Source organism: Streptomyces capparidis (assembly GCF_054782095.1).
Window position 1 is genome coordinate 15,251 of record NZ_BAAGTD010000044.1, and the last position, 24,678, is coordinate 39,928.

Genomic DNA, 24,678 nt, shown 5'->3' on the forward strand with positions numbered 1-24,678 from the left:
TGGGGCGGGGGAGGCGGGATTTTTCACAGTGACGCGCGGGGGCTGCTGAACAACACCACGGGCGTCGAACCTGGAGCCGGTGCCGCCGGGGTCCGGAAGGTGCTTGACGAGGGGGAAGCACCTTCCGGGCCGTGTCAGCCGCCCCCGCCCGGGGGGGGCGGGGGCGGGGCGCCGTCAGGGGGCGATGGCCTTCCTGAGCGTGTGCAGGCACAGGGTCAGCGCCGCGTGCTTGGGGGTGCCGGTGGAGCGGGTCCGGTGCCAGGCCGAGTAGAGCAGGGCCCACATCACGTTCTGGATCCACTCGGCGTCCGCCCCGGCGTCGAGGGCGCCCTCCGCCTGGCCGCGCTCGATGGCGCGGTGCAGCGCCCGGTCGGCGGGGGTCTCCTGCTCCCACTCGGGGCCGTTGATCAACTGCGGCACGTCGAACAGCAGCGTGAGGCGGTCGCCGAGCTCGAAGTACTCCTGGCAGAGCCGCTCCAGGGCCTTGGGGGCGGGGCCGTCCTCCAGCCGGGCGCGCTCGGTGGCCGCCGCGATCTGGTCGAGGATGTCCGCGCCCACGGCCGCCAGCAGGTCGGACCGCTCGGGGAAGTAGCGGTGGACGGTGGTGCGGCCCACGCCCGCGGCCGCCGCCACGTCGCCGAGCGAGGCGGCGGGGTCCGTGGACAGCACGGAGGCGGCGGCGTCCAGGATGGCGCGCCGGGTGCGCGCCCGCGTCCCGCTCTCGGCCACCGCGCTGCGGTCTTCGCTCATACGGATACGGTAGCGCTCCCTCCCGGTCTGAAATGCGTTTGACCATTGCGGAACAGTGATGTTCCATTCATGGCATGGACGTTCCAGAGAGTGCTGCTCGAGAGGCCGCCCTGCCGCGGCTGGGGATCCTGTGGTCGTTCGCCCGGCCGCACAAGGCCGCGCTGGTGCGGGCGCTGCTGCTGGCCCTGGTCGGCTCGGCGCTGGGGCTTGCCACGCCCATGGTCACCAAGGAGGTGATCGACGCCCTGGGGGACTCGTCCTCCCTCGCCCGCCCCGTGGGGGTGCTGCTGGCGCTGCTCGTCGTGGGCAGCGCCGTCTCCTACCGGCAGTGGACCCTGCTGGGCGCGCTGGGCGAGCGCGTGGTGCTGGAGGCCCGCGAGTCCATGGTGCGGCGCTTCCTGCGCGCCACCGTGCCCGCCGTCACCCGCCGCCCGACCGGCGAGCTCGTCACCCGCGTCACCTCCGACACGGTGCTGCTCCGCGAAGCCGCCACCGGCGCCCTGGTCGGCCTGATCAACGGGACGGTGATGCTGGTGGGCACCCTCGTCCTGATGGCCGTGCTCGACCTGACGCTGCTCGGCACCACCGTGGCCGCGGTGGCGGTGATCGGTGTGCTGTTCGCGGTGCTGATGCCGGGCATCGCCAAGGCCCAGCAGCAGGCGCAGGAGCACATCGGGCGCCTCGGCGGTGCGCTGGAGGGCACGCTGCGGGCCATCCGGACGGTGAAGGTGAGCCGCGCCGAGGAGCGCACCGCCGAGCGGATCGTGGCCGACGCCAGGTCCTCGGCCGAGCACGGGATCCGGGCGGTGCGCCGCGAGGCGCTGGCCTGGACGATCGCCTGGTCCGGCATCCAACTGGCGATCATCGTGATCCTCGGCGTGGGGGCGTGGCGGGTCGAGGAGGGGCGCCTGGAGGTCTCCAGCCTGATCGCGTTCCTGCTGTTCGCGTTCGGCCTGATGGACCCGATCACCGAACTGAGCCAGAACGTCACCGCCCTCCAGGCGGGCATCGCCGCCGCCGAGCGCATACGCCAGACCGACGACCTGCGGATCGAGGACCCCGCCGGCCCGGCGGACCCGGCGCGCCCGCCCCGTCCCGCGCCGGACCCGGACCGCCGCGGCACCGTGCCCGTGCTGGAGCTGAGGGGCGTGGGCGCGGCCTACGGACCCGACGCGGAACCGGCGGTCCGCGGCGTCGACCTGGCCGTGCCGCGGCGCGGGCACACCGCGATCGTCGGCCCGTCGGGGGCGGGCAAGACGACCCTCTTCTCGCTGATCCTGCGGTTCCTGGAGCCGACCGAGGGCGAACTGCTGCTGGACGGGCGCCCGTACCGCGACCACTCGCACGGCGAGATCCGGGCGAAGCTGGCGTACGTGGAGCAGGACACCCCGATCGTGCCCGGCTCCATCCGCGACAACCTGCTGCTCTCCCGCCCCGACGCGACGGACGAGGAGCTGCGCCGGGTGCTGCGCGACGTCCGGCTGGCCGAGAAGGTCGACGCCCTGGAGGAGGGCCTGGACACGCCCCTGTCGTCCACCACCGTCTCCGGCGGCGAACGCCAGCGCATCGCCCTGGCCCGGGCCCTGCTGCGCACCCCCGACGTGCTGCTCCTGGACGAGGCGACCGCGCAGCTCGACGGGCTGACCGAGGCCGCCGTCCACGACTGCATCCGCTCCCGCGCCGCCACCGGGGCCGTGGTCACGGTCGCGCACCGGCTGTCCACCGTGATCGACGCGGACACCATCGTGGTGATGGAGGGCGGCCGCGTCCGCGCCCGGGGCCGGCACGGTGCGCTGCTGGCGACGGACGCCCTGTACCGCGACCTGGTGGAGGCGCTGCGCATCGCCGGGGGCAGGGCACCGGCAGCGGAGACGGTGCCCGCCGCGCGGGAGGCCGGGGGCGATCCGGTCCGCTGACCGCCCCGGGCCGCCCGCGACCCTCCCCCGCCACGCGGAAGCACGTCCTCGGCAGGTGCGGGAGATATGGTGGGTCTGCCGTATATGCCGTATATGTCGCTTCACGCGGCGGTGCGAACATGACCGAGCAGCCCCAGGAACCGGCAGGCGCCGGACCGGGCCGCCCCGCGCGGCCCGCGGGGCTCGACCTGCCCGCGCTGCGCGGGCAGGTCGAGGCTTGCCTGCTGGGGTTCCTGGAGGGCAAGGCGGGCCCGGGCCGGGCCGGCGGGGCGGCCCCGGCCGAGGCCGCCGCGGTGCTGCGCGACTTCGTGCTGGGCGGCGGCAAGCGGCTGCGCCCCTCCCTGTGCGCGGCCGGCTGGCACGCCGCGGGCGGCCGCGGGACACCGCGCGAGGTGGTCACCGTCGCCGCGGCGCTGGAGATGTTCCACGCCTTCGCGCTCATCCACGACGACGTCATGGACCGCTCCCCCGCGCGCCGCGGCAGGCCCTCGCTGCACCGCCTCCTGGCCGCCTCCTGCGCCGCCGGCCGGCCGCGGGCGTCGGCGCGGCGCCTCGGCGTCGCCCTGGCCGTCCTGCTGGGCGACCTGGCGCTGGTCTGGTCGGACGAGCTGCTGCACACGGCGGGCCTGAGCCCCGGTCAGAGCGAGCGGGTGCTGCCGCTGATCGACGCGATGCGGCAGGAGGTGATGCACGGCCAGTACCTCGACCTCACCTCGGCCGGCCGGCCCACGCCCGACGTCGAGGCGGCGCTGCGCATCGCCCGCGGCAAGACCGCCGGCTACACCGTCCGCTACCCGCTGCTGATCGGCGCCGCCCTCGCCGGGGCCGGGGACGGCGTGGGGCGCGCGCTGACGGCCTACGCCCTGCCGCTGGGCGAGGCGTTCCAGTTGCGCGACGACCTCCTCGGCGTCTTCGGCGACCCGCGCTCCACCGGCAAGTCCCCGCTGGACGACCTGCGCGAGGGCAAGCACACGGCGCTGACCGCGCTGGCCCTGCGCCGCGCCGACCGGGAACGGCGCGCGGTCCTGGAGGGGCTGCTGGGCGACCCGCGCCTCACCGGCGCCGACGCCGACCGCCTCCGCGCCGTCCTCACCGGCACCGGCGCCCGCGCCGAGGTCGAGGACATGATCCGCCGCCGGCACGCCGAAGCGCTGCGCGCCCTGGACGGGGCCCGCTTCCCCCCGGACGTCCGCGCCACCCTGCGCACCCTCGCCCAGCACGCCGTGGACCGGGCCACGTAGGGTCCGCGGCGGCGGCCGCGCGCTCCGGCGGGCGGGCGCCGCGTGCCCCCGCCGCGGCGGGGGCACACATAGGGTGCGGGGAGTGGAAGGGGGCGCCGTGAGCGCAGCCGGGGGTGAGGTCGGGCGGCAGGCACCGGTCGAGGGGCCGGTGGCGGCGTCCGTCGCGTACGAGGGCGACACGGGCTGCATAGGGCGGGCGCGCGAGTTCGCCGTGGACTTCCTCACCCGGGTGCAGGCGGTGCACGGCCTGCCGGTGTCCGCGCGGGCGCGGGACACGGTGCAACTGGTGGTCAGCGAGCTGGTGACCAACGCCGTCAAGCACGCGCCGGGGCCGTGCGTCCTGGACCTCCAGGTCCGCGGCGGCGCCGTCGAGATCACCGTGTGGGACAGCGAACCGGTGCTGCCGGTGGCCCGGGCCGCCGACCCCGGCAGGGTCGGCCAGCACGGGCTGGAGATCGTCATGGCCCTCTGCCAGGGGTACGAGGTCCGCCGGGAGCCGGTCGGCAAGCGATCCACCGCCTCCATCGCGCTCGCCGACGACCCGGGCGGCGACCCCGCGGGCCGCCGGCCCTGAGCACGGCCGCGCCCCGCCGGGGCGCGCGCTCCCGGCGCCGGCGAGCCTTCTCCCCCGCCCACGCCGCCCCTCCCGACCCTCCTGCCCCTTCCGCCGCCCCGGAATGGCGGGCCGGCGGGTCTCTCATTCGTACGGCCGTGCGCCCACTGCTGAGTGCGGGTGGAGAACCCATGCCCGTCCGGGTGACGGGGGCTCGGTTCTTCCGGGCATAGGGAAGAAGGCGGACAGTAGCGTCATGCGACCCGAGCGTGATCGAGCGCCTCGTGGCGTGTGCCTTTCCGTCGGGAGTCGTCAGTGGTCATGGAGAAGGATGCCGCCCTCCCCGGAGGGCGTGAGGCGGCCGCCGAAGCCGACAACCCGCCGCGGCAGGACGGCGCCGCCCCGCGGGTGGCGGTCTCGCGGAGCCCGGCAGCGGCTCCGGAAGCCGGGGAGAGCGCCGCGGCCGGCGCCTCCCGCTCGGGCACGGAGACGGAGGCGCTGGCGGCCCGCGCGGTGGAGCGGGCCACCGCCGCGCTGCTGGCCCGCCAGAGCCCCGAGGGCTGGTGGAAGGGCGACTTCGAGACCAACGTCACGATGGAGGCCGAGGACCTGCTGCTGCGGGAGTACCTCGGCATCCGCACCCCGGAGGAGACCGCGGCGACGGCCGAGTGGGTGCGCGCCAAGCAGCGCCCGGACGGGGCGTGGCCCACCCATGTGGGCGGACCCGGGAACATCTCCGCCACGGTCGAGGGGTACATCGCCCTGCGGCTGGCCGGTGACGCGCCGGACGCGCCGCACATGGCCGCGGCCTCCTCCTGGGTCCGCGAGCACGGTGGTGTGGCGCGGGCGCGGGTGTTCACCCGGATCTGGCTCTCCCTGTTCGGCTGGTGGCGCTGGGAGGACCTGCCCGAGCTGCCACCGGAAATGATCTTCCTGCCCCGCTGGGCGCCGCTGAACCTGTACTCGTTCAGTTGCTGGGCCCGGCAGGCGATCGTGCCGCTGACCATCGTGTTCGCGCACCGCCCCGTGGTCGCCGCGCCCTTCCCCATCGACGAGCTGCACGTCGATCCCCAGTGCCCGAACCCCGCCCGCCCGCGGCCCGCGGCGGCCTCCTGGGACGGCGCCTTCCACGGCCTGGACGCCGTGCTGCGCCGCTGGCGCCGGGTCGCGCCGCGCAGGCTGCGCCGCGCGGCGATGCGGACCGCCGCCGGGTGGATCATCGAGCGGCAGGAGAACGACGGCTGCTTCAACGGGATCCAGCCGCCGCTGGTGTACTCGATCATCGCCCTGCGCCTGCTCGGCTACGACCTGGACCACCCCGTGCTGCGCGCGGCCCTGGCGGCGGCCGAGGCGTTCACCGTGCGCACCGACGACGGCCGCCGCTGGATCGAGTCGTGCCAGTCCCCGGTGTGGGACACGTGCCTCGCGGTGACCGCCCTGCTCGACGCCGGGGTGGCGCCCGACGACCCGGCTGTGCTGAAGGCCGCCGACTGGCTGCTGGACAAGGAGGTGACCACGCACGGCGACTGGTCCGTGCGCCGTCCCCGCCTGGCACCCGGCGGATGGGCCTTCGGGTTCAACAACCACAACTACCCGGACACCGACGACACCGCCGAGGTGGTGCTCGCGCTGCTGCGGGTGAGGCATCCGCGGCCGGAGCGGGTGGAGGGCGCGGTGCGGCGGGCGGTGGCCTGGGTGCTCGGCATGCAGTCGCGCAACGGGGCCTGGGGGGCCTATGACGCGGACAACACCAGCCGGCTGCCCGCGCGACTGCCGTTCTGCGACTTCGGCGAGGTCACCGACCCGCCGTCGGCGGACGTGACCGCGCACATCGTGGAGATGATGGCCGCCGTCGGCCAGGCGGCGCACCCGGCGGCCCAGCGCGGCATCGAGTGGATCCTGCGCGAGCAGGAGAGCGACGGCTCCTGGTACGGCCGCTGGGGCGTGAACCACGTCTACGGCACCGGCGCGGTCCTCCCGGCGCTGATCGACGCCGGGTTCCCCCCCGACCACCCGGCGATCCGCCGGGCGGTGGCCTGGCTGACCGAGCACCAGAACCCGGACGGCGGCTGGGGCGAGTCGTGGGAGTCCTACAGCGATCCGGCGTGGCGCGGCCGCGGCGAGTCCACCGCCTCGCAGACCGCCTGGGCGCTGATCGGGCTGCTGGCCGCCGGGGAGCGCGAGAGCGACGCCGTCACCGCCGGGGTGCGCTGGCTGGCCGCCACCCAGCTCGACAGCGGCACCTGGGACGAGCCGCAGTTCACCGGCACCGGGTTCCCGCGCGACCTGCCGCTCAACTACCACATGTACCGGCTGCTCTTCCCGCTCAGCGCGCTCGGCCGCTACCTGCGCGGCGCCGGCGGCGGACGGGGTCCGGCCGGCCGGTGAGGGCCGCGCGACGGGTTCGGGCGTGAGGGGTCCGGGCGGGCGGCGCGCCGCCCGCCCGGACCCCTCACGCCTCCGCGGTGCGGCGGCGGTAGCGGAAGCGGCACGGGCCCTTGAGCCCGCGGGGGAACAGGCCGCCGGTCGGCGTCGGGGCGTCGAGCAGCTCCAGGGTGTAGTGGCGCAGCAGCATCGTGACGACGACCTGGGTCTCCAGGCGGGCGAAGCGCTGGCCCAGGCAGCGGTGCAGGCCCGCGCCGAAGCCGAGGAGCCGGTTCTCGGACTGGGGGTTCTCCCGGAAGCGCTCCGGGCGGAAGGCGTGCGGGTCGGGGAAGTCCTCGGCCATCCGGTGGACGAGGTAGGGCGAGGTCATCACCATCGTGCCGCGCGCGATCGCGTGGGGGCCCAGGTTCAGGGGGCGCATCGCCTTGCGGGCCAGGAGGAAGGCGAGCGGGCGCAGCCGCTCCGACTCGTACAGCACGCTGCGCAGCACCTTCAGCCGGTCCAGGCGCTCCACGGTGAGCCCTTCCGCGTCGGCGAGCTGCTCGGCCTGCTCCGCCAGGATCGCGGCCTGGTGCTCGGGGTGGGTCATCACGTCCACCAGGGCCCAGGCGAGCTGGCCGCTGGTGGTCTCCTGGCCGGCCCACACCAGGCCCAGGGCCTGCTGGACCAGCACCTCGTCGGGCACCGGGGACCCGTCGGCGTACCGGCTGGTGCTCAGCGACTGCATGAAGTCCGGCTCGGGGCGTGGCCGGGCCCGCCGCTCGACCAGGCACTCGTGGACCACGCGGTTGAGCTTGCGGCGCGCGGCGCGGCTGCGCGAGGTCTGGGCCGGGCGCAGCCAGGTGGGCAGCAGGAAGCTCACGTTGCCGGAGAACGCCTGGAAGTCCTCGAGCAGCTCGCCGAAGCGGGCGCCGAACTCCTCGCCGAGGAACGAGTGGGCGCTGACCTTGAGGTTGAGCGCCGCGGTGAGGTGCACCAGCTCGGCCTCGCCCCGGTCGCCCAGTTCGCCGATGAGCTCTTGGGTCTTGCGCTCCATGACGCCGACGTACTGCTGCAACTGCTTGCCGCGGAAGGCCGGCAGGTACAGCTCGCGCTGCCGCTGGTACTCGGCCTCGTGGGTGAGGAGGTAGAAGTCCTCGCTGAACATGGCCCGCAGGAAGGGGTAGGAGGCGGCGATCGACAAGGTCGCCTCCGGCTGGGTCAGCATCTGCTTCCAGTGCTGCGGCTCCAGCACCACGACCGCGGGCCGGCCCGCCAGGTTCAGCCGGAACGACCGCCCGTGCTCGGTGTAGCCGCTCCGCAGCACCGTGGTCGGGTCGGACACGAAGGCGGGCAGGTGCCCGAGCCCGGGGACGCCCCCGGACACCATCGGCACGTCCGCGGTGCCGGGCGGGTCCGCTTCCGCCGTCGCGGTGGCTGCCGGCGCGTGGCCGTCTCCTGCCGGTTGCATCCTCGGGCCTCCAAGGGGGCGTAGGGGCGGCGGGTGTCGCCGGCGGTCCGCGGCGGTGCGCCGCGCCGTCCGCCGGGGACCCTCGAGCGGGCGCTCGCTTCCCCGGGCGGGGCGACGGCCGCGGGGCATCGCGCGGTCGAGACAGTCCTACTGGACAGGTTCCGGGGGCGCCACGGTTCTCGTCCCGTTTTCACCCGAAATGGGGGTAGATGGCACAGGAGCAGAGCGGGCGGGGCCGCTGCCGTGGCCCCGCCGTCAGGGCTTGCGGGCCGTCAGGGCTTGCGGGCCGTCAGAAACACGTAGCCGAAGTGCGGCAGAGCGGCCACGCCCTCCATGGTCTCCAGGTGCGCGTTGAACTCCTCCTCGTCCTGACCCACGTCCTGTGCGCGCAGGGCTCGCAGGCTGCCCAGGATCTCCTGGGCCGTGCGGCTGGTGTGGGCGGTCACATCGGTGATCTCCAGCAGTTCGAGACCGGCCGCCTCCACCAGCGCCGGGTAGGCGTCGATCCGCTCGACGGACGTGGTGCGCATCAGTGCGCAGAAGCGCTCGACCACGGCGCGGTGGGCCGGGTCGCGCACCGGTTCCCGCAGGATGATGTCGGCGACGGCGAGGCGCCCGCCGGGGCGCAGGACGCGGGCGGCCTCCTTGAGGACCCGGGCGCGGTCGGGCATGTGGAACATGGATTCCAGGGCCAGGGCGCGGTCGAAGGAGGCGTCGTCGTAGGGCAGGTGGGCGGCGTCGGCGTGCTCGAAGCGGACCTGCCGGTGGAGGCCCTCGTCGCGGGCCGCGGTGGTCGCGATGGTCACCTGGTGCCGGCTGACGGTGATGCCGGTGACCTGGGCGCCGGTTTCGCGGGCCAGGCGCAGGGCGGGCCTGCCGGTGCCGCAGCCGATGTCCAGGACGTGGTGGCCGGGGCGGGCGTCGAGGCGGGTGAGGAGTTCGCCGGTCATCCGTTCTGTGGCCTCGGCCAGTGAACCGTCGGCGGCGGCCGGGTCGGGCCAGTAGCCGTAGTGCAGGTTCTCGTCGTAGACGGTGCGCGTCACATCCGTGACCTGGTCGTAGAACTCCCCGACCGGACTGGCGGGCGTGTGGGGCATAACGGCCTCCCATGCGGAGAACGGCGGAGAACGGCGGACGCCGACCGGCGGACCCGTGGTCGTCGAGGCATTCCTTCCTCCGCTGCGGCCGGGCACCGGAGGCGACAGGGGTTCTTCCCCCGAAAGGAGGAGCCAGGTCGTGAGGCACCGGCCCCGAAGGAGCGATCACTCGACTGTCCATTTGGTGGACAATCGCCCACCCTCACCCGAATGGACTACATATGGGTGAATGGTTTCCCCGTCGGGCATAACTCAGGCACTCCCAGCGCCGCACCCATCCGAGGACGAACATGGCCAGCCCCACAGCGAAGACCGCGTCTCTCGAGGACCTCAACTCCATGTACTCGATGCTGAGTTCGTGCCCCGTCCTGGAAGTCCCCATCGACAGCGGACGGTCCGGCTACCTGGTCACCGGGTACGACGCCGCGCGCGGGGCCCTGGCCGACCCCGGCATGTCGACCGAGCTGGCACACCACATCGCCCTCCAGCCGTCGCTGAGCGGCCTGCACCCGGCCTACGCGCGGAACATGCTGCACAGCAACCCGCCCCGGCACACCCGACTGCGCCGCCTGGCGGCCAAGGCGTTCACCGCCAGGACCGTCGAACGGCTGCGGCCCTACATCCAGGACGTCACCGACCGCCTCGTGGGGGCCTTCCGGCCGCACGGCCGGGCGGACCTCGTCGAAGCGCTGGCCGTGCCACTGCCGGTGGCCGTGATCTGCGAACTGCTCGGGGTGCCGGAGGCCGACCGGCCCCGCGTGCGCCAGTGGTCGGACGACCTGGTCGCGGCCGGTGAGCCCGAACGGCTCACCACCGCCTCCCACGAGATCACCCGCTACATGGCCGGCCTGATCGACGCCAAGCGGAACGCACCGGACGCCGGCCTGCTCACCGACCTGATCGGCGTCTCCGACGGCGGGGACCAACTGGACGACCAGGGACTGGTGTCGCTGGCGGTGCTGCTGCTCGTGGCCGGCCACGAGACGACCACCAACGCCATCAGCAACTCCGTCCTCGCCCTGCTGCGGCACCCAGGCGCCCTCTCCTGTCTCCGGGAGGACCCCACCCGGATCGAAGCGGCCCTGGACGAACTGCTGCGCTACGACGCACCGGTCAGCGCCGCCGCCTTCCGCCACACCACCGCTCCCGTCACGGTGCACGGTGCCACCATCCCCGCGGGCGAGTCCGTACTGGTCTCGCTGTGGACCGCCAACCGCGACCCGGCCCGCTTCCCCGAACCCGACGTGCTCGACCTGGACCGCGACGCCCAGGGCCACCTCGCCTTCGGCCACGGCATCCACCGCTGCCTGGGCGCGCCGCTCGCCCGGGCCGAACTCACCATCGCGCTCACCACACTCCTCACCCGCTGCCCCGGCCTGGAGCTCGCGACGACCGAGGACGCGCTGCGCTGGGAGATCGGACCGTGCCAGCGCCGGCTCCAGTCCCTGCCGGTCAGGTTCTCCCCGGGCGGGTGAGGGCGGGCCCGCGGGGGCGGGCCGTCGTCACCACCCCACCGGCAGACGGGTCAGGCCGTGGACGAGCTGCCCGGCGCGGAAGGCGGGGCCGGGCTCGGTGGTGTGCAGCCGGGGGAAGCGGTCGAACAGGGCGGGGAGGGCGGTGTGCAGCTCCATCCTGGCCAGGGGGGCGCCCAGGCAGTGGTGGGGGCCGTGCCCGAACGCCAGGTGGGCGGGGTCGCCGCGGCTGAGGTCGAGCCGTTCGGGGTCGGCGGTGAGGGCGGAGTCGCGGTTGGCGGCGGACAGCGAGCACAGCACCAGCTCGCCGGGGCCGACGGCCCGGCCCGCGATCTCGGTCGCGCCGGTGGTCATCCTGGGGGCCGGGTTGTGGGCGACGCTCAGCCAGCGCAGCAGCTCCTCGACCGCGGCATCCGCCTGTTCCGGCCGGTCGCGCAGCATCCGGAGTTGGTCGGGATGGCGCAACAGGGCCAGGACGGCGACACCGAGCATGTTGGCCGTGGTCTCGTGTCCCGCCGTCAGCAGCAGGCAGGCCATCCCGGTCAGCTCCTCGTCGGTCAGGTCGTCGCCGTGCCTGCGCACCAGCGCGCCGAGCAGGTCGTCCCCCGGGTGCTCCCGCGCCCGGGCCACCAGGCGGGCCATGTACCGGCGGGTCTCCCCCTGAAGGGCCAGGTGCTCCTCGGCGGGCAGCCCGGCGTCCATGGTGCGGGCGGTGCGCTGCTGGAGTTCGTCGCGGTCGTCGGGCGGCACGCCCAGCAGTTCGCCGATCACCAGTGACGGGATGGGGACCGCGAAGTCCGCCACCAGGTCGGCGGGCGGCCCCTCGCGCTCCAGCGCGTCCAGGCGGTCGTCCACGATCGCCTGGATCCGCGGTCGCAGCCGCCGCATCCGGCCCGAGGAGAACGCCGGGGCCAGCATGCGCCGCAGGCGGGTGTGGTCCGGGGGGTCGAAGGCCAGCAGGTTGCCGGCGCGCATCACGGCCCGCTGCTCCTCGCTCAGCGAGGTCTCGTCCAGGTGGAGCAGTTGCCCGTGGGAGTTGCTGAACCGCTGGGGGTCGTCGAGCACCCGCCGCACGTCCCGGTAGCGCGTCACCAGCCAGAACGCGAGGTCCGGGGAGGCGGCGACCCGGCAGACCCCCTCTTGGTCCCGCACCTGGGTCAGCGCGGGATCCGGGCCGAATCCCGCGCGGCGCATGTGCAGCGGTGGCGGCGGTGCTTCGTTCATCGTTCTCTCCCTGTGGGACGACGCCCATGCCCGACCGGCGGTTCGGGCAGGCTTTGTCCCTTCCCGGGACGAACGGGAGACAAGGAAGGGACTACGCGAATCACCCCCATTGCCGCCTGCTCGCACGCCCGTGCCAGTGGCCCCGGCGGACCCGGCCGCGCGTCCCCCGGTTGGGGGAATTACCCGCTCCACCCGACCTCGCCTCCCGTGGACGGGGAAGCCACCCGTTGCAGCGGTGACTCCCCGCCATTCCCGGCGCCTCACCGCGGGCCCACTCCGGCCGGGTCGGCCGGTTCCGCCTCGACGCCTCGGAGCACGCGATGTCCCACCCCCTCACCGGCCAGGTCGCAGAACTGTACGAGCGGTACACCGACCTGACGTGCGCCATCTACGACGACAACCTCCACTACGGCTACTGGCCGGACCCCTCCGCCGACGGGCCGGTGGCCGAGGCCACCGAGCGGATGACCGAGCAGATGATCCGACGGCTGGACGCGGAGGCCGGCCACACGGTGCTCGACATCGGGTGCGGCACCGGCAAGCCCGCCGTGCGCCTGGCCCGCGCCACCGGCGCCGACGTCACCGGGATCACCGTCAGCCGGCGCCAACTGGACCTGTCCAACGCCAGGGCGCAGGCCGAGGGGCTCGCCGGGCGGGTGCGCTTCGTGTACGCCGACGCGATGGACCTGCCCTACCCCGACGCGTCCTTCGACCGGGCGTGGGCGCTGGAGTCCATGCTGCACATGCCCGACCGCGGCCGGGTGCTGAAGGAGACCGCGCGGGTGCTGCGGCCCGGGGGCCGCCTGGCCGTCGCCGACATCGTGCTGCGCGAAGCCGTGCACGACCCGGCCGCCCTGGCCACCGTCGAGGCGTTCTGCGCCGTGCTCACCGCCCGCTCCCTGGAACGGATCGACACCTACCCCGACCTGGTGGCCGCCGCGGGCCTCGAGCTGCTGGACGTCACCGACGTCACCGCGCAGACCCACCGCACCCTGGAGAAGATGCTCGACGGCTTCCGCTCCGTGCGCGCCCACGACATCGGGATGACCGAGGAGGCGTTCGCCCGGAGCCTGCGGACCTTCGAGGCCGTCACCACCATGCCCCAGATCGGCTACGCCCTGCTGACCGCCCGCAAGCCCTGACCGCCCCCGCTACCGTGGGCGCATGCATCGAAGCCGCGTCTACGCCGTCCTGATCGACACCCCCGAGGCGGAGGCCGAGCAGGCGGCCGGGTTCTGGGCCGCGGCGCTGGGGGCCTCCCCCGCCACCGATCCGGCGGAGGAGCAGTTCACCGTGCTGCACGGGGCGCTGCCGGAGCTGGTCACGGCAGTGCAGGCGGTGGACGACGCGCCGCGCTACCACCTGGACATCGAGACCGACGACGTCGAGGCGGAGACGGCGCGCCTGCTGGCCCTCGGCGCGACGCAGGTGTCGCGGTGGCTGGAGTGCCGCGTGCTGCGGGCCCCCGGGGGCCATCTGGTGTGCGTGATCCCGGTGCACAGCGACCCGGAGGTCTTCGCCGCGCGGGCCACCGTGTGGAGCTGACGGTGTGACCGGCCGGCCGCGCACGCGCGCCGGCGGCCGAGGCGGCCGGCGCGCGTGCGGCGGGTGGTTCAGCGGTGGCCCAGCCAGCGCAGGGCGGGCAGGGCGCGGTCGTCGTAGCCGAACAGGGCCTGGTTCTCCCAGCCGTTGCCGGAGGAGGGGTCGGCCGGGTCCCAGCCGTTGCCCCGCACCGCGGTCCAGGTCGGCTCCCAGTAGAAGACGCCCAGGCCGCGGCCGTTCGGGACGGCTTCGACGACGCTCATCACGTCGCGCAGCCACGCCGCCTGGCCCGCGGGGGTGGCGGGGTAGCCGGGGATGAGCTCGGAGTTCAGGTTGATGATGTTCTCCGTCCCGTCCTCGCTGTCCAGGCGGTGCACGTAGGCGGTCTCGGCGACGAAGACATCCTTGCCGTAGCGGGCCGCGACGTCGTCCAGGTTGGCCTGGAGTTCGCTGAGGGTGCCGTGCCAGAAGCCGTAGAAGGACAGGCCGATCACGTCGAACGGGACGTTGCGCTGCACGGCCTGGTCGAACCACCAGCGGGTGGCGGCGTTGTCCCCGCCCTCGGCGAGGTGCAGGGCGACCTTGGTGGACGGCGAGACCGCCTTGGCGGCGTTGGCGCCCGAGGTGAGCAGCCCGGCGAGCTGGGACCAGTTGTCGGTGGAGCCCTCCGGCCAGAGCATGCCGCCGTTGATCTCGTTGCCGATCTGCACCATGTCGGCGGTGGTGCCCTGGTTCTTCAGGGCGCTCAGCACGTCGTGGGTGTGGTTGTGGACGTCGGTCCGCAGTTGGCTGTAGCCGTGGGAGGCCCAGGCGGCGGGCTTGTACTGCTTGCCGGGGTCGGCCCAGGTGTCGGAGTAGTGGAAGTCGACCAGCAGCTTCATGCCCCGGTCCTTGATCCGCTTGGCCATGGCCAGGACCTGGGTCTTGTTGTTGTAGCCGTCGGCCGGGTTCACCCACACCTTGAGGCGGCCGTAGTTGGCGCCGTGGGAGGTGAGGATCTGGAGGGCGTCGGCCTGGGTGCCGTCGGCGGTGCGGTGGACGCCGCCGCGGTCCTCGCTCTTCTTCAGCGTCGAGACGTCCACGCCCTTGGCGGCCACGGCGGTGCGGCCCGGGGTGAAGCGGACGTCGTCGAAGTTGGCCCAGTTGCCGGCGTTGGCGTCGGAGGAGAACACCACGGTGCAGCGTCCTCCGGTGACCTGCACGGAGGTGACCAGGCGCAGCCACGCCCCGTCGGAGGGAGTGACGGGCAGGTCGGTGCGCTGCTCGGCGGCGCCGCAGTCGCGCAGGGCGATGTGGGCGGACTTCTGGCCGCCGCTGGAGCGGACCCAGGCGGTGAGGGTGTACCAGCCGCCGGAGAGGCCGTCGAGGGTCTGGTGGGTCTCGGTGCGGTAGGCGCCGCTCGCCCAGTGGGTGAGGCGGTGGCTGCCGCTGCGTCCGCCGGACTCGGTGAACGAGGCGTTCACGTCGCCCGACTCCGACCAGGAGGCGGGGACGGCCTGGGCGCCGGACTCGAACCCGGCGTTGGCGAGGGTGGCGGCGGCCGCGGCGTGGGGGGCGGGGGCCAGGGTGGCGGCGGCCAGGGTGAGCAGGGCGGCCGTCAGGGTGGTGCGCAGGGCGAGTCTGCGCGGTGTGGGCATCGTGGCGTCCTTCCGGGGTGGGGGGATGGGGCGGACGGACGGTGCGGGCTCAGCCGGGGCGGGGGCGCGGGCGCGGGTGCGGGTGCGGGGCGAGCGGGGCGCCAGGTGTTGGGAACGAGCACAGCACTGCGATTCGGCTCCGCCCTCTGACGGGCTCAGGAAAGCGCAATCTGCTGTTTATTGACAAGCATTGGGCGCTGCCTGTTTGTGCACGTGCACAAGGACGTGGCCGAACGCGCGCCGCGCGCTGGCGGCATCCCATCCGCTTCGGGCAGGACGCGCGGACCGCCCAGGGCACGCTCCGGCCGCGCGGGGGCCGAACGAGCGGGGGGATGTCCTCCGGAGGCCAGGGGCCCCGCCTCCTGGACCCCCGCTGCGGGCTCCGCCCCCGGCCCCGCCGGGGGCCGCGCCCCGAACCCCGCCGGGGGACGGGGTCAGGCACCCACCGGAGACCGGAGGTCACATCACTCCCGTGTCCCAGCGAGGGCCACTGCCTCGGACCCTCCGGAGGAGCGGAGCGCGCCTTCCCCGGAGGTCGTGAGTCCCACCCCCGGACCCCACTGGCGCATCGGCCTGCTCCCCGGAGCCGTAGAGTCCTCAGGCGGGAGGATCAGCATGAAGCAGCTCAAGGGTCCCCGGCGCCGGCCCACCATCCACGATGTGGCGCGGGAGGCCGGGGTCTCGCGAGGCACGGTTTCGCGGGTGCTCAACGGGGGGCGCAACGTCAGCCCCGCGGCGCTCGCGGCGGTGAACGGTGCGATCCGGCGCACCGGGTACGTGGTCAACCGGCACGCCCGCAGCCTGATCACCGGCCGCAGCGACTCGGTGGCGTTCCTGCTGACCGAGCCGCAGGAGAAACTGTTCGAGGACCCCAACTTCAGCGTGCTGCTGAGCGGCTGCACCCAGGCGCTGGCCAGGCACGACATCGCCCTGCTGCTGATGGTCGCCGCGACGGACGCGGAGCGCCGCAGGGCCGCCCGGTACATCACGGCCGGCCACGTGGACGGAGTACTGCTGGTGTCGAGCCACTCGGGGAACCCGGTGGTGGAGCTGCTGGAGCGCGCGGCGGTGCCCCTGGTGGCCTGCGGGAAGCCGCTGGGGCACGCCGCGAAGCCGGCCTATGTGGCGGCCGACGACCGGGACGGGGCCCGCCGGATGGTGCGGTACCTGCACGAGGGCGGGCGGCGCAGGATCGCCACGGTGGCGGGGCCGCTGGACACCCCGGGCGGGGTGGAGCGGCTCGCGGGGTACCGGGAGGTGCTCGCTGAGCTGGGGCTGCCCGCCGACGACCGGCTGGTGGCCGAGGGCGACTACAGCCGGGCCGGGGGCGACGCCGCGATGACCCGGCTGCTGGAGGCGGCCCCGGATCTGGACGCGGTGTTCGTGGCGTCCGACCTGATGGCGCAGGGCGCGCTGGCCGCGCTGGAGCGGGCGGGCCGCCGGGTGCCCGCTGACGTGGCCGTGGGCGGGTTCGACGACTCCCTCGCGGCGCGCAGCGCCCGCCCGCAGTTGACGACGGTGCGGCAGCCGTGGGAGCGGCTCGCGGAGGAGATGGTGCGGGTCCTGCTCGACCGGGTGGGCGGGGCGGAGCCCTCGGCGGTGATCCTGCCCACGGAGCTGGTGTTCAGGGAGTCGGCGTAGGGACACTGGCGCGGTGAACGATCCACATGGGGTTGCCGTCGTCCGCTGGCCGGGGTCTTGCGGCCGGGGCGGGCCGGGCGCGCTGCTGGCGGCCTACCACCTGGCGACGCAGGCGGAGAAGGGCGAGGCCGTCGCGGACGCGGGGGCGCTGCCGGACCGCTACCGGGCGGAGGTCGCGGACCCACGGGCCGCGTTCGCCGGCGACACCGTGCTGCTGGCGGTGAGCGGGGACACCGCCGTGGGCTGCGTGGTGGTGACGGCTCCCGCCGGCGGACGGTGCGAGCTGAAGCGGCTCTGGACGGCTCCGGCGTTCCGCGGCCGGGGCGTCGCCTCCGGCCTGGTCGGCGCGGCGCTCGCCCGGGCCGCGGACAGCGGCGCCGGCACGGTGCGGCTGTCGGTGTGGCGGTGGCGTACGGGCGCGATCGCCCTGTACGAGCGGTTCGGCTTCACCGTCACCGAGTCGTGGGACGAGCGGGACGGCCTGGTGTGCATGGAGCGCGCGGTCTGAACGGCGGGGGCGCCGGGCGGTGTCCCCCCGGGACCTGACCCGGCGCGCGGCGGAAGGCAGCGGGTCGGCTACCTCGGTGACCGGACGCCCGTCCACGAGGGGGAGGCCCACAGGGGGTAGCCGCCGTGGGCCGGGCCGTCGGCGCGCCCACGCGCGGGGGTGCGGCGGGGGCGCGGCGGGGGTGGTGCGGCGTTCGTGGTTCCGGCCGCCCGGTGGCCCGGAAGTGCCCGCCGCCGCTTGCGCGGGAACCACATGAGGCCAGGGCTTGACGGGTTGTCAAGTCTGAGCTGGGGGTTGAGTGATGCTCCAGCCATGCCCGAGGAGAACCCCAGGCCCGAACTTCACATTCCGCTTACCGTGGCGAGCGCCCGGTGGCTGGTGGTGCCGGTGTGCCCTGTGTGTCCGCCGTGCGGTCGGGACGTGCGGTTCGGAACGCGGGGGGCGTCGGCGCGGCCTGCCGTTCCCGACGTGGAAGGGGATCGCATGGACAGACCCGGGGAGCACGCCGTGGTGCTGGGCGCGGGGATGGGCGGGCTGTTCACCGCCCGGGTGCTCGCGGACCACTTCCGCCGCGTGACGGTGGTGGAGCGGGACACCGACGGCACTCGGGGGCCCCGCCGGGGCATACCCCAGGGCCACCACCCGCACGGCCTGCTGCTTCAGGCGGCGGACCTGTTCGACTCGTTCTTCCCCGGGGTCGTTGGGGAGTGCGCCGGTGACGGGGCGGTGCGCGCCACCGTGCTCACCCAGCACCGGGTGTACCTGTACGGCCATCTCCTGCGGCAGACGCCCATCGGCAGGGAGACCGTGCTGGCCAGCCGTCCCCTGCTGGAGAATCGTATCGCCGAACGGGTGCGCGCCCTGCCGAACGTGACCGTGCGCCGGGGCTGGGAGGCCGCCGGGCTGCTCGGCTCGGGCGAGCGGGTGTCGGGCGTGGCCGTCACCAGGGCCGGGACGGGCTCGCGGGAGGAGCTCGACGCCGACCTGGTGGTGGACGCCACCGGGCGCTCCGGCCGCGCCATGGCGTGGCTGCGCGGGTTCGGGCTGCCCGAGCCCGCGGAGCAGCGCTTCCGCGTCGACGTCACCTACGCCACCCGGATCTGCCGCCTGCCCCCCGATGTGCTGGGCACCGACCGCCTGGTCACCGTCGGGCCCGAGCCGAGCCGGCCGCGGGGCCTGGCGCTGGTGGCCCGGGAGAACGACCAGTGGTCCCTGACCGTGTACGGCTACGGCGCCCACCGGCCCCCGGCGGACCCGGACGGCTTCACCGCCGCCGTGGAGGAGCTGGTCCCGGAGGACGTCGCCAAGGCCCTGGCCAGGGTCGAGGAGGTGGGACCGGTGCAGGTGATGCGGTTCCCGGCCAGCGTCCGCCGCCGCTACGACCGTCTGCGCCGGTTCCCCGAGGGCCTCCTCGTCCTCGGGGACGCCCTGTGCAGCCTCAACCCCGTCTACGGCACGGGGATGACCAACGCCGCGGTGCAGGCGCGGGTGCTCGACCACTGCCTGCGCCGGGGCGGGCCGGGCGGCACGGGGCTGTGGCGCGCCTTCTTCCGGGACGCCGGGCGGGCCGTCGCTCCGGCGTGGTGGTTCGCCTCGACGGGCGATGTCCCGCTCACGGGGAAATCGGGGCCGCCCGGGGTGCGGCTGGGCGGGATGTGGCTGCGGCGCGTGGCCCGGGCGGCGTCCGCCGATCCGGACGTGTCGGCGGCCCTGATGCGGGTGATCGGGATGGACCGGCCGCCGACCAGCCTGCTGCGCCCGGGAATGGCGGCCCGGGTGCTGCGCGCCGGCTGAGCGCAGGACACAAAGCGCCGGGGGAAATCAGGGCCGCATTTCCGTGGCCATTGCCCGGAATGCCGTACCGAAACGGGGAACACTTCCCCGGCCGGCGCGCGGAATCGCGGCTCGGGGGAGTTTCCCCCGAGCCGCGAATTTCCCTGCGCGGGCGCGACGGCGGTCAGTCGTCGTCGCAGTCGTCGTCGCAGTCGTCGTACGTGTCCTCCAGGAGCCACCAGCGGTGCGTGACCTCACCCCTGGGTTCGAGCCTGATCTCGAACACGACGGCCCGGCCGTTGAGTTCGGCGAACGCCGGGGAGTTGCTCACCAGCGCGAACGAGCCGCGCCAGCACTGGACTTCACAGTGCTTGACGGGGTTGCAGCGAAATGCCCCGACGCCCAGGGTGGTGAGGTAGTCGCACCCCTTCTTCGCCCGGACGACACCGCGCAGGGTGGCGACCTCCGAGCCGTCGGGCAGAAGCTGGTTGGTGTGGGTGAAGGTGGAGTGGACCGGCTTTCCGGCGAGCTTGCCCACGGCTCGCGTCAGGATCTCGTAGTGGATCCCGTCCTCCTGGACGCGGTTGGCGTCCACCCTTCCATGGAACTTCGCGATCGGCTTGTGAACCATTCGCTTTCCCCTTTTCCGAGAACCGGAGTGACTGATTCCACTCTCCGTCACAGAAATTCGGAGAACAATACACAAACAAGCCCGATGAACAGAGGCATCCGACTATTACAAAAGGTGATGTGATGATAATTCCGCATCGGCGTCATTCCTCATGGAGCGGTGAGGAGAAGACGGTTCTCGGGAACGTGAGAACATCCCAATTCGAGGCGGAGAAAGACCGGTTGTGACAATGCGGCCGTCAGGAAGGGTCGCAGGGCTGACCGCGTCCGTCCCCCGTCGGTGCCGGCGTGCCGGAAGGGCCGGGTGATTCGGGTTGCCGGTGGTGGGATCACTGGTGCGGGTGACCGCTGTCGCGGGCCGGAGCGGCGACACACAGAGCCATGCCACCCGGGAAGCTGCGCTCACCCGGCCCGGGGCGCCGGATGGCCGAAAACCGACCCCCGCATGAGGGCTTTCGACTCCGTCGCGCGGCTCCTCCGGTGCACCTGTTGCTGCCGTGACTGTGTGCGAAACGGCAGGTCACCCGGGCCGCGCCGACGCGCTGCCGCGGGAGCCGCTCCCCCGCCGGGCGCGGCGGGGAACGCGGCCGGGGCGCAGGTGGCGAAGGAGGCGCGGCAGCCGTCGGCGGTGGTGGGGTCGGCGGGGAAGTCGAGCAGGCGGTTCGGGCGGCGCGGAGGGGCGAGCGGGGCACCAGGCGGGTGATGTCGTCCAGCTCGTCCTCGGCCGCGGCGGCCCCGGGGTAGGCGTCGCTCCCCGTGACCAGACAGGCGCGGGACACCATGGTGGGGCCCTCATGTGTGCTTCGGTCGGCGGCGCCGGGGGCGGGTGCGGGAGCAGGTTGTACAGCACGCCGTCGAGGTGCGTCGGACGCCGGACAGGTCGAGCGCGTCGGCGACCATGGCGGAGGTGAACGAGCTGGACCGCGTCATCGCCTTGTCGAACAGCTCGGCGGATTCGGGGGCGTCCTCGGCCAGGTAGGCGAAGAACTCCTTGCCGAACAGTTCCGGCGGGTGCGGGCCGAGCCGGGCGCCGAGGGCGTCCGCGTCGGCGGGGACTCCCGCGAGGGCGCCGGTCGCCGGCGCGGCCCCCGGCCCCCGGCTGCCCCGCGACGACCGGGGTCCGACGGCAGTCCCTGGCGCGAAAGGAATCCCGTCGCGCCGCGGCGGGGCGCCTGTCTACGCTTGATGGCATGGCCCACGCGAAGACCTCCTACGTCTGCCTGCCCTGCCGGGCGTCGTACAAGCAGCCGTACGACACGAGCAGGGAGCGGCGGTGCCCGCGCTGCGCGGAGCCGCTGGTCCACGTGGGGTCGGCCTTCGCCCCGCCGCGGCGGCGGGACACCGCCGCCTGGCGGACGTTGTCGGTGCTGCTGCACGCGGGTGTGCGCTTCCACAAGGGCTGCTGCTGCGGGCCGGGGTACCGGCCGCGCACGCTGCGCGAGGTCCGCGAGCGCATGGCGTACGCACGGCGCAGCGGCGAGCCGTTCGAGAAGGCCCTGGTGCGCCCGGACGTGCCCTGACGGAGTGTCCGCCCCGGCCCTCAGCCGGGCAGGCGGGCGAGCCAGTCCGTCAGGAGGCGGTTGACCTCCGCGGGGCGCTCCTGCTGGATCCAGTGGCCGCAGCCATCGAGGACGCGGCAGCACATCAGGCCGGGCAGGGTGCGGGGGAAGGCGTCGATCGCGTCGGCCATCCAGGTGAGGGAGGGGTCCAGGCCGCCGCCGAGGAACAGGGACGGCTGGGTGAGGGGGGCGCCGTCGAGGTCGGCGAGGTCCGCCCAGTCGCGGTCCATGTTCCGGTAGCGGTTGAGCGCTCCGCCCATGCCGGTCCGCTCGCACTCCGCGGCGTACACGTCCAGGTCGCGCTCCGTGAGCCAGGCGGGCAGTCGCCCGGCGGGGAAGCGGTCGCGCAGGGTGCCGCCGCGGGGGACGAAGTGCGGGCTCGGCGCGCCGGGGCCGGGCATGGTGTCGCCGGACAGCGCGGCGTAGCACCCCGCGAGCCAGCCGCGCACGTCCGGCTCGATCTCGGCCTCCGCGCGGCCGGGCCGCTGGAAGTAGGAGACGTAGAACTCCTCGTCGCCGCCGAGCCCCGCGAAGATCTCGCTGGGCCGGGGGCCGCCGCGCGGGGCGTACGGCACGCCGAGCAGGCCCACCGCGCGGAAGACGTCCGGCCGGAGCAGGGCGGAGTTGGCGGCGATGGCCGCGCCCCAGTCGTGGCCGACGATCACCGCGGAGGTCTCGCCCAGGGCGTCCACCACCGCGGCGCTGTCCGCGACCAGCTCCACCATCCGGTACGCCTCGACGTCGCCCGGCGCGGAGGAGCGGCCGTGGCCGCGGACGTCCACGGCGACCGCGCGGTACCCGGCCGCCGCCAGGGCCGGCAACTGGTGGCGCCAGGAGTACCAGGTCTCCGGGAAGCCGTGCACGAGCAGCACCAGCGGCCCGGTGCCCTGCTCCACCAGGTGGGTGCGGCCCGCCGGTGAGGGGACCAGCCTGTGGGTTGCGTCCGCGGTCTGCTGAGACACCGTTCCTCCCGCTGCTGTCGGCCGGCCGCGCGCCGGGACCGGTGTCCGATCATGCGGGGGCGGCGGGGAGGCGGCGAGTTTTCTTGCCGGTCCGGCAAGACGGGGCGCCCGGGCGGGCCCGCCCCCGGTCGAGGAGGATGAGCGGCACGGCCGCGGCGGCGAGCGCGGCCCCGATCAGGCAGACCGAGGTGAGCGCGGCCCCTCGGGTGAGTGGGGCGGCCGCCAGGACCGGGGTGACGCTGATGCCCAGTTGGAACGCCGACACGGTGGTGGCGCCGGCGAGGGTCGGCGCGTCGGCCGCGATGGCGAAGACGCGTCCGTAGACGGCGGGGTTGAGCACGAACGCGGCGACGCCGATCAGGAAGACCGTGGGCACCACCGCCCAGACCCGTTCGATCGCGGCGACCATCAGGACCGACAGGACCACGATCGCCGCCGCGCCGGTGAGCAGCGCGAGGTGCGGGCGCCGGTCGGAGACGCGGCCGCCGACGGAAAGACCGACGAAGGCGCCCACCCCGAACAGCGCGAGCACCGCCGGGATCCAGACCTCGGGGACGCCGGTGATGTCGGCGAGCATGGCGGCCAGGTAGTTGAACGTGATCATGTAGGCCGCGGTGGTCAGGATCGTGACCGCGAACAGGCCCCACAGCAGCGGATCGCGCATGGTGGCGAGCTCCCGGGACACACTCGGCCCGGGGAGCCGGTCGCCGCCCGGGTCGGCCGCGGGCAGTCCCAGGAGGCAGCCGGCGATCCCGGCGGCGGTCAGGGCCACCACGGCCCAGAAGCCGACGCGCCACTGGGTGAAGTGGCTGAGCAGCGTGCCCGCGGGGCCGCCGGCGACCATGGCCACGCTGAGCCCGCTGACCACGACTCCGGAGGCGCGGGCGTTGCGGTCCGGCGTCACCAGGCCGATCGCGGTCACCGACGCGACGGCGAAGAAGCCCGCGTAGGCGACACCGGAGACCACCCTGGTCAGCAACAGCACCTGGTAGTCGCCCAGCAGTCCCGCGACGATCCCGGCGGCGAAGACGCCCTGGGTCACCACCAGCGTGGTGCGGCGGGGCCAGCGCAGGCTGAGCACGGCGCACGGCGGCCCGCCGACCACGACGCCCAACGCGAACGCGGTGATCAGGAACCCGGCGGAGGAGAGCGAGACGTCCAGGTCCGCGGCCACCTCCGGCAGCACACCGGCCAGCAGGAACTCCGCGGTGCCCATCGCGAACAGGCTGAACCCGAGCAGGTACACCCCGGCGGGCAGCCGGCCGGCGGCACCGCCGCGGGACGTCGTGACGGTGGCGCCGGCCATCAGCTCCCACCCCCGACGCCGGGTCGCCGGTCCGAAACCGCCGCGCACAGCTCCTGTTCGAGCAGCCGGCCGGCCATGCCGATGGCGGCGGTCGCGCCCGCGCCCGCGGCGGCGACGACCTGGGCGCGCGGATCGACCGCGTTCCCGGCCGCCCAGACCCCGGGGACGTCCGTGGCGCCCTGCCCGTCGACGGCGACGAGTCCGCCCACCGGGTCCCGGCCCGCGCCCAGCGCGGTGAGGACCGCGTCGTGGGGCACGGGGCGGGGCGCCACGAAGACGGCCTCGCACGCGAGGGTCTCGCCGTTGTCGAGCTCGATCGCGACCTGCTCCCCGCCCGCGGTGCCGTCGCCCTCGGCCACCCGGGTGACCCGCGCGTCCACCAGTCGCACGCCGTACGCGGTGAGGCGCCGCCGGTCGGCGGCGCCGACCTCGGTGCCGTTGACGCAGAACGTCACCGACGGGCTGTGGCCGCGCAGCAGCGCGGCCAGGTGCCGCGAGACCGCCCCCATCGCGCCGCCGATCACGGCGATGGCGCGCCCCCGCACCTCGTAGCCGTGGCAGTGGGGGCAGTGGTGCACCCGGGACGCCCACAGCGCGGACAGCCCCGGGATGTCGGGCAGTTCGTCGGTCAGCCCGGTGGCGACCAGCACCGACCTGGCGCGCAGGGCACGGCCGTCGCCGAGCCGCAGCTCGAACGTGCCGTCCGGCGCGCGGCGCGCGGCGGCCACCGAACCCGGCAGGGGCGTCCCTCCGTAGCGGGCCGGCTCCTCCCGCCCCATGGCCAGGAAGTCCCTCGGCGCCATGCCGTCTCGGGTCAGGTACCCGTGCATGTGCTCGGCGGGCCCGTTCCGGGGCTCGCCGCCGTCGATGACGAGGGTCGCGTACCGCGCCCTCGCGAGCACCACTCCGGCCGAGAGGCCGGCGGCCCCACCGCCGACGACGACCGCGTCCCACCGCGGCCCCGCCGCCGATCCGCTCGCTGTCCGCGGGTATGTGTCCATCCGGATCACCTCCACCGGGAGGATCACGACG

20 protein-coding genes and 1 pseudogene are annotated in these 24,678 nt (G+C 74.6%); 11 read left to right on the forward strand and 10 right to left on the reverse strand.

Annotation, left to right across the window (positions count from 1 at the left end; genetic code table 11):
- Positions 1–174: 174 nt before the first annotated feature.
- Positions 175–750: a TetR/AcrR family transcriptional regulator gene (locus ACYVO2_RS28285; RefSeq protein WP_461010861.1), complete on the reverse strand. Its 576-nt coding sequence runs from the start codon at positions 748–750 to the stop codon at positions 175–177.
- A gap of 74 nt (positions 751–824) precedes the next feature.
- On the opposite strand from ACYVO2_RS28285, the gene ACYVO2_RS28290 reads away from it, so the two are divergent.
- The 4 genes from ACYVO2_RS28290 (at position 825) to shc (ending at position 6,848) form a co-directional block, all read left to right on the forward strand.
- Positions 825–2,666 carry an ABC transporter ATP-binding protein gene (locus ACYVO2_RS28290; protein WP_461010862.1) on the forward strand — a complete coding sequence of 614 codons (1,842 nt, stop codon included), beginning with the start codon at positions 825–827 and terminating at the stop codon, positions 2,664–2,666.
- 119 nt (positions 2,667–2,785) lie between these two features.
- Entirely contained in the window at positions 2,786–3,907 is a 1,122-nt protein-coding gene (locus tag ACYVO2_RS28295; RefSeq protein WP_461010863.1) for a polyprenyl synthetase family protein, read from the forward strand.
- 97 nt (positions 3,908–4,004) lie between these two features.
- Positions 4,005–4,481, forward strand: coding sequence for an ATP-binding protein (locus tag ACYVO2_RS28300; protein WP_461010864.1), 477 nt, complete (start codon positions 4,005–4,007; stop codon positions 4,479–4,481).
- A gap of 300 nt (positions 4,482–4,781) precedes the next feature.
- On the forward strand, positions 4,782–6,848 hold the full coding sequence (gene shc / locus ACYVO2_RS28305; protein WP_461010865.1) for a squalene--hopene cyclase: 2,067 nt from the start codon (positions 4,782–4,784) through the stop codon (positions 6,846–6,848).
- 64 nt (positions 6,849–6,912) lie between these two features.
- On the opposite strand, the gene ACYVO2_RS28310 is transcribed toward shc, so the two are convergent.
- Both ACYVO2_RS28310 and ACYVO2_RS28315 read right to left on the reverse strand, forming a co-directional pair.
- Positions 6,913–8,295: a cytochrome P450 gene (locus ACYVO2_RS28310; RefSeq protein ID WP_461010866.1), complete on the reverse strand. Its 1,383-nt coding sequence runs from the start codon at positions 8,293–8,295 to the stop codon at positions 6,913–6,915.
- A gap of 272 nt (positions 8,296–8,567) precedes the next feature.
- Positions 8,568–9,392, reverse strand: a complete 825-nt coding sequence (locus tag ACYVO2_RS28315) for an SAM-dependent methyltransferase (RefSeq protein ID WP_461010867.1) — start codon at positions 9,390–9,392, stop codon at positions 8,568–8,570.
- Between the two features lie 290 nt (positions 9,393–9,682).
- Between ACYVO2_RS28315 and ACYVO2_RS28320 the strand changes: the two genes are divergently transcribed.
- A complete protein-coding gene (locus ACYVO2_RS28320; protein ID WP_461010868.1) occupies positions 9,683–10,867 on the forward strand; it encodes a cytochrome P450 family protein in 1,185 nt (394 codons plus the stop codon).
- 27 nt (positions 10,868–10,894) lie between these two features.
- Here ACYVO2_RS28320 and ACYVO2_RS28325 read toward each other — a convergent pair whose 3' ends face one another.
- The gene (locus ACYVO2_RS28325; protein WP_461010869.1) at positions 10,895–12,088 is read right to left on the reverse strand and encodes a cytochrome P450; all 1,194 of its coding nucleotides are present in this window, start codon (positions 12,086–12,088) and stop codon (positions 10,895–10,897) included.
- Between the two features lie 320 nt (positions 12,089–12,408).
- On the opposite strand from ACYVO2_RS28325, the gene ACYVO2_RS28330 reads away from it, so the two are divergent.
- Positions 12,409–13,230 carry a class I SAM-dependent methyltransferase gene (locus tag ACYVO2_RS28330; protein ID WP_461010870.1) on the forward strand — a complete coding sequence of 274 codons (822 nt, stop codon included), beginning with the start codon at positions 12,409–12,411 and terminating at the stop codon, positions 13,228–13,230.
- A gap of 22 nt (positions 13,231–13,252) precedes the next feature.
- Positions 13,253–13,633 carry a VOC family protein gene (locus tag ACYVO2_RS28335; RefSeq protein WP_461010871.1) on the forward strand — a complete coding sequence of 127 codons (381 nt, stop codon included), beginning with the start codon at positions 13,253–13,255 and terminating at the stop codon, positions 13,631–13,633.
- A 68-nt stretch (positions 13,634–13,701) separates the two neighbouring features.
- Here the strand turns inward: ACYVO2_RS28335 and ACYVO2_RS28340 are convergent, their stop codons facing one another.
- The gene (locus tag ACYVO2_RS28340) at positions 13,702–15,267 is read right to left on the reverse strand and encodes a glycoside hydrolase family 53 protein (protein ID WP_461010872.1); all 1,566 of its coding nucleotides are present in this window, start codon (positions 15,265–15,267) and stop codon (positions 13,702–13,704) included.
- A 615-nt stretch (positions 15,268–15,882) separates the two neighbouring features.
- Here ACYVO2_RS28340 and ACYVO2_RS28345 point away from each other — a divergent pair.
- The 3 genes from ACYVO2_RS28345 (at position 15,883) to ACYVO2_RS28355 (ending at position 19,210) form a co-directional block, all read left to right on the forward strand.
- The gene (locus ACYVO2_RS28345) at positions 15,883–16,908 is read left to right on the forward strand and encodes a LacI family DNA-binding transcriptional regulator (protein ID WP_461010873.1); all 1,026 of its coding nucleotides are present in this window, start codon (positions 15,883–15,885) and stop codon (positions 16,906–16,908) included.
- 13 nt (positions 16,909–16,921) lie between these two features.
- Positions 16,922–17,416, forward strand: a complete 495-nt coding sequence (locus tag ACYVO2_RS28350; RefSeq protein ID WP_461010874.1) for a GNAT family N-acetyltransferase — start codon at positions 16,922–16,924, stop codon at positions 17,414–17,416.
- Positions 17,417–17,899: 483 nt separating this feature from the next.
- Entirely contained in the window at positions 17,900–19,210 is a 1,311-nt protein-coding gene (locus tag ACYVO2_RS28355; RefSeq protein WP_461010875.1) for an NAD(P)/FAD-dependent oxidoreductase, read from the forward strand.
- A gap of 163 nt (positions 19,211–19,373) precedes the next feature.
- Here the strand turns inward: ACYVO2_RS28355 and ACYVO2_RS28360 are convergent, their stop codons facing one another.
- Positions 19,374–19,820, reverse strand: coding sequence for a hypothetical protein (locus tag ACYVO2_RS28360; protein ID WP_461010876.1), 447 nt, complete (start codon positions 19,818–19,820; stop codon positions 19,374–19,376).
- Positions 19,821–20,689: 869 nt separating this feature from the next.
- Positions 20,690–20,824: pseudogene (locus ACYVO2_RS28365) on the reverse strand (methyltransferase); the annotation flags it as partial.
- A 185-nt stretch (positions 20,825–21,009) separates the two neighbouring features.
- On the opposite strand from ACYVO2_RS28365, the gene ACYVO2_RS28370 reads away from it, so the two are divergent.
- A complete protein-coding gene (locus ACYVO2_RS28370; protein WP_461010877.1) occupies positions 21,010–21,339 on the forward strand; it encodes a deoxyxylulose-5-phosphate synthase in 330 nt (109 codons plus the stop codon).
- Positions 21,340–21,359: 20 nt separating this feature from the next.
- On the opposite strand, the gene ACYVO2_RS28375 is transcribed toward ACYVO2_RS28370, so the two are convergent.
- The 3 genes from ACYVO2_RS28375 to ACYVO2_RS28385 are packed head-to-tail and all read right to left on the reverse strand — an operon-like array spanning position 21,360 to position 24,647.
- A complete protein-coding gene (locus tag ACYVO2_RS28375; protein WP_461010878.1) occupies positions 21,360–22,340 on the reverse strand; it encodes an alpha/beta fold hydrolase in 981 nt (326 codons plus the stop codon).
- A gap of 49 nt (positions 22,341–22,389) precedes the next feature.
- On the reverse strand, positions 22,390–23,646 hold the full coding sequence (locus ACYVO2_RS28380) for an MFS transporter (RefSeq protein WP_461010879.1): 1,257 nt from the start codon (positions 23,644–23,646) through the stop codon (positions 22,390–22,392).
- On the reverse strand, positions 23,646–24,647 hold the full coding sequence (locus ACYVO2_RS28385; protein WP_461010880.1) for an NAD(P)/FAD-dependent oxidoreductase: 1,002 nt from the start codon (positions 24,645–24,647) through the stop codon (positions 23,646–23,648). The genes ACYVO2_RS28380 and ACYVO2_RS28385 overlap by 1 nt, the downstream gene beginning before the upstream one ends.
- Positions 24,648–24,678: the final 31 nt, after the last annotated feature.

Coding starts and splice junctions, on each gene's coding strand:
- ACYVO2_RS28285 (WP_461010861.1), bottom strand. CDS start 750: ATGAGCGAAGACCGCAGCGCGGTGGCCGAGAGCGGGACGCGGGCGCGC.
- ACYVO2_RS28290 (WP_461010862.1), top strand. CDS start 825: ATGGACGTTCCAGAGAGTGCTGCTCGAGAGGCCGCCCTGCCGCGGCTG.
- ACYVO2_RS28295 (WP_461010863.1), top strand. CDS start 2,786: ATGACCGAGCAGCCCCAGGAACCGGCAGGCGCCGGACCGGGCCGCCCC.
- shc (WP_461010865.1), top strand. CDS start 4,782: ATGGAGAAGGATGCCGCCCTCCCCGGAGGGCGTGAGGCGGCCGCCGAA.
- ACYVO2_RS28310 (WP_461010866.1), bottom strand. CDS start 8,295: ATGCAACCGGCAGGAGACGGCCACGCGCCGGCAGCCACCGCGACGGCG.
- ACYVO2_RS28315 (WP_461010867.1), bottom strand. CDS start 9,392: ATGCCCCACACGCCCGCCAGTCCGGTCGGGGAGTTCTACGACCAGGTC.
- ACYVO2_RS28320 (WP_461010868.1), top strand. CDS start 9,683: ATGGCCAGCCCCACAGCGAAGACCGCGTCTCTCGAGGACCTCAACTCC.
- ACYVO2_RS28325 (WP_461010869.1), bottom strand. CDS start 12,088: ATGAACGAAGCACCGCCGCCACCGCTGCACATGCGCCGCGCGGGATTC.
- ACYVO2_RS28330 (WP_461010870.1), top strand. CDS start 12,409: ATGTCCCACCCCCTCACCGGCCAGGTCGCAGAACTGTACGAGCGGTAC.
- ACYVO2_RS28335 (WP_461010871.1), top strand. CDS start 13,253: ATGCATCGAAGCCGCGTCTACGCCGTCCTGATCGACACCCCCGAGGCG.
- ACYVO2_RS28340 (WP_461010872.1), bottom strand. CDS start 15,267: ATGCCCACACCGCGCAGACTCGCCCTGCGCACCACCCTGACGGCCGCC.
- ACYVO2_RS28345 (WP_461010873.1), top strand. CDS start 15,883: ATGAAGCAGCTCAAGGGTCCCCGGCGCCGGCCCACCATCCACGATGTG.
- ACYVO2_RS28355 (WP_461010875.1), top strand. CDS start 17,900: ATGGACAGACCCGGGGAGCACGCCGTGGTGCTGGGCGCGGGGATGGGC.
- ACYVO2_RS28360 (WP_461010876.1), bottom strand. CDS start 19,820: ATGGTTCACAAGCCGATCGCGAAGTTCCATGGAAGGGTGGACGCCAAC.
- ACYVO2_RS28370 (WP_461010877.1), top strand. CDS start 21,010: ATGGCCCACGCGAAGACCTCCTACGTCTGCCTGCCCTGCCGGGCGTCG.
- ACYVO2_RS28380 (WP_461010879.1), bottom strand. CDS start 23,646: ATGGCCGGCGCCACCGTCACGACGTCCCGCGGCGGTGCCGCCGGCCGG.
- ACYVO2_RS28385 (WP_461010880.1), bottom strand. CDS start 24,647: ATGGACACATACCCGCGGACAGCGAGCGGATCGGCGGCGGGGCCGCGG.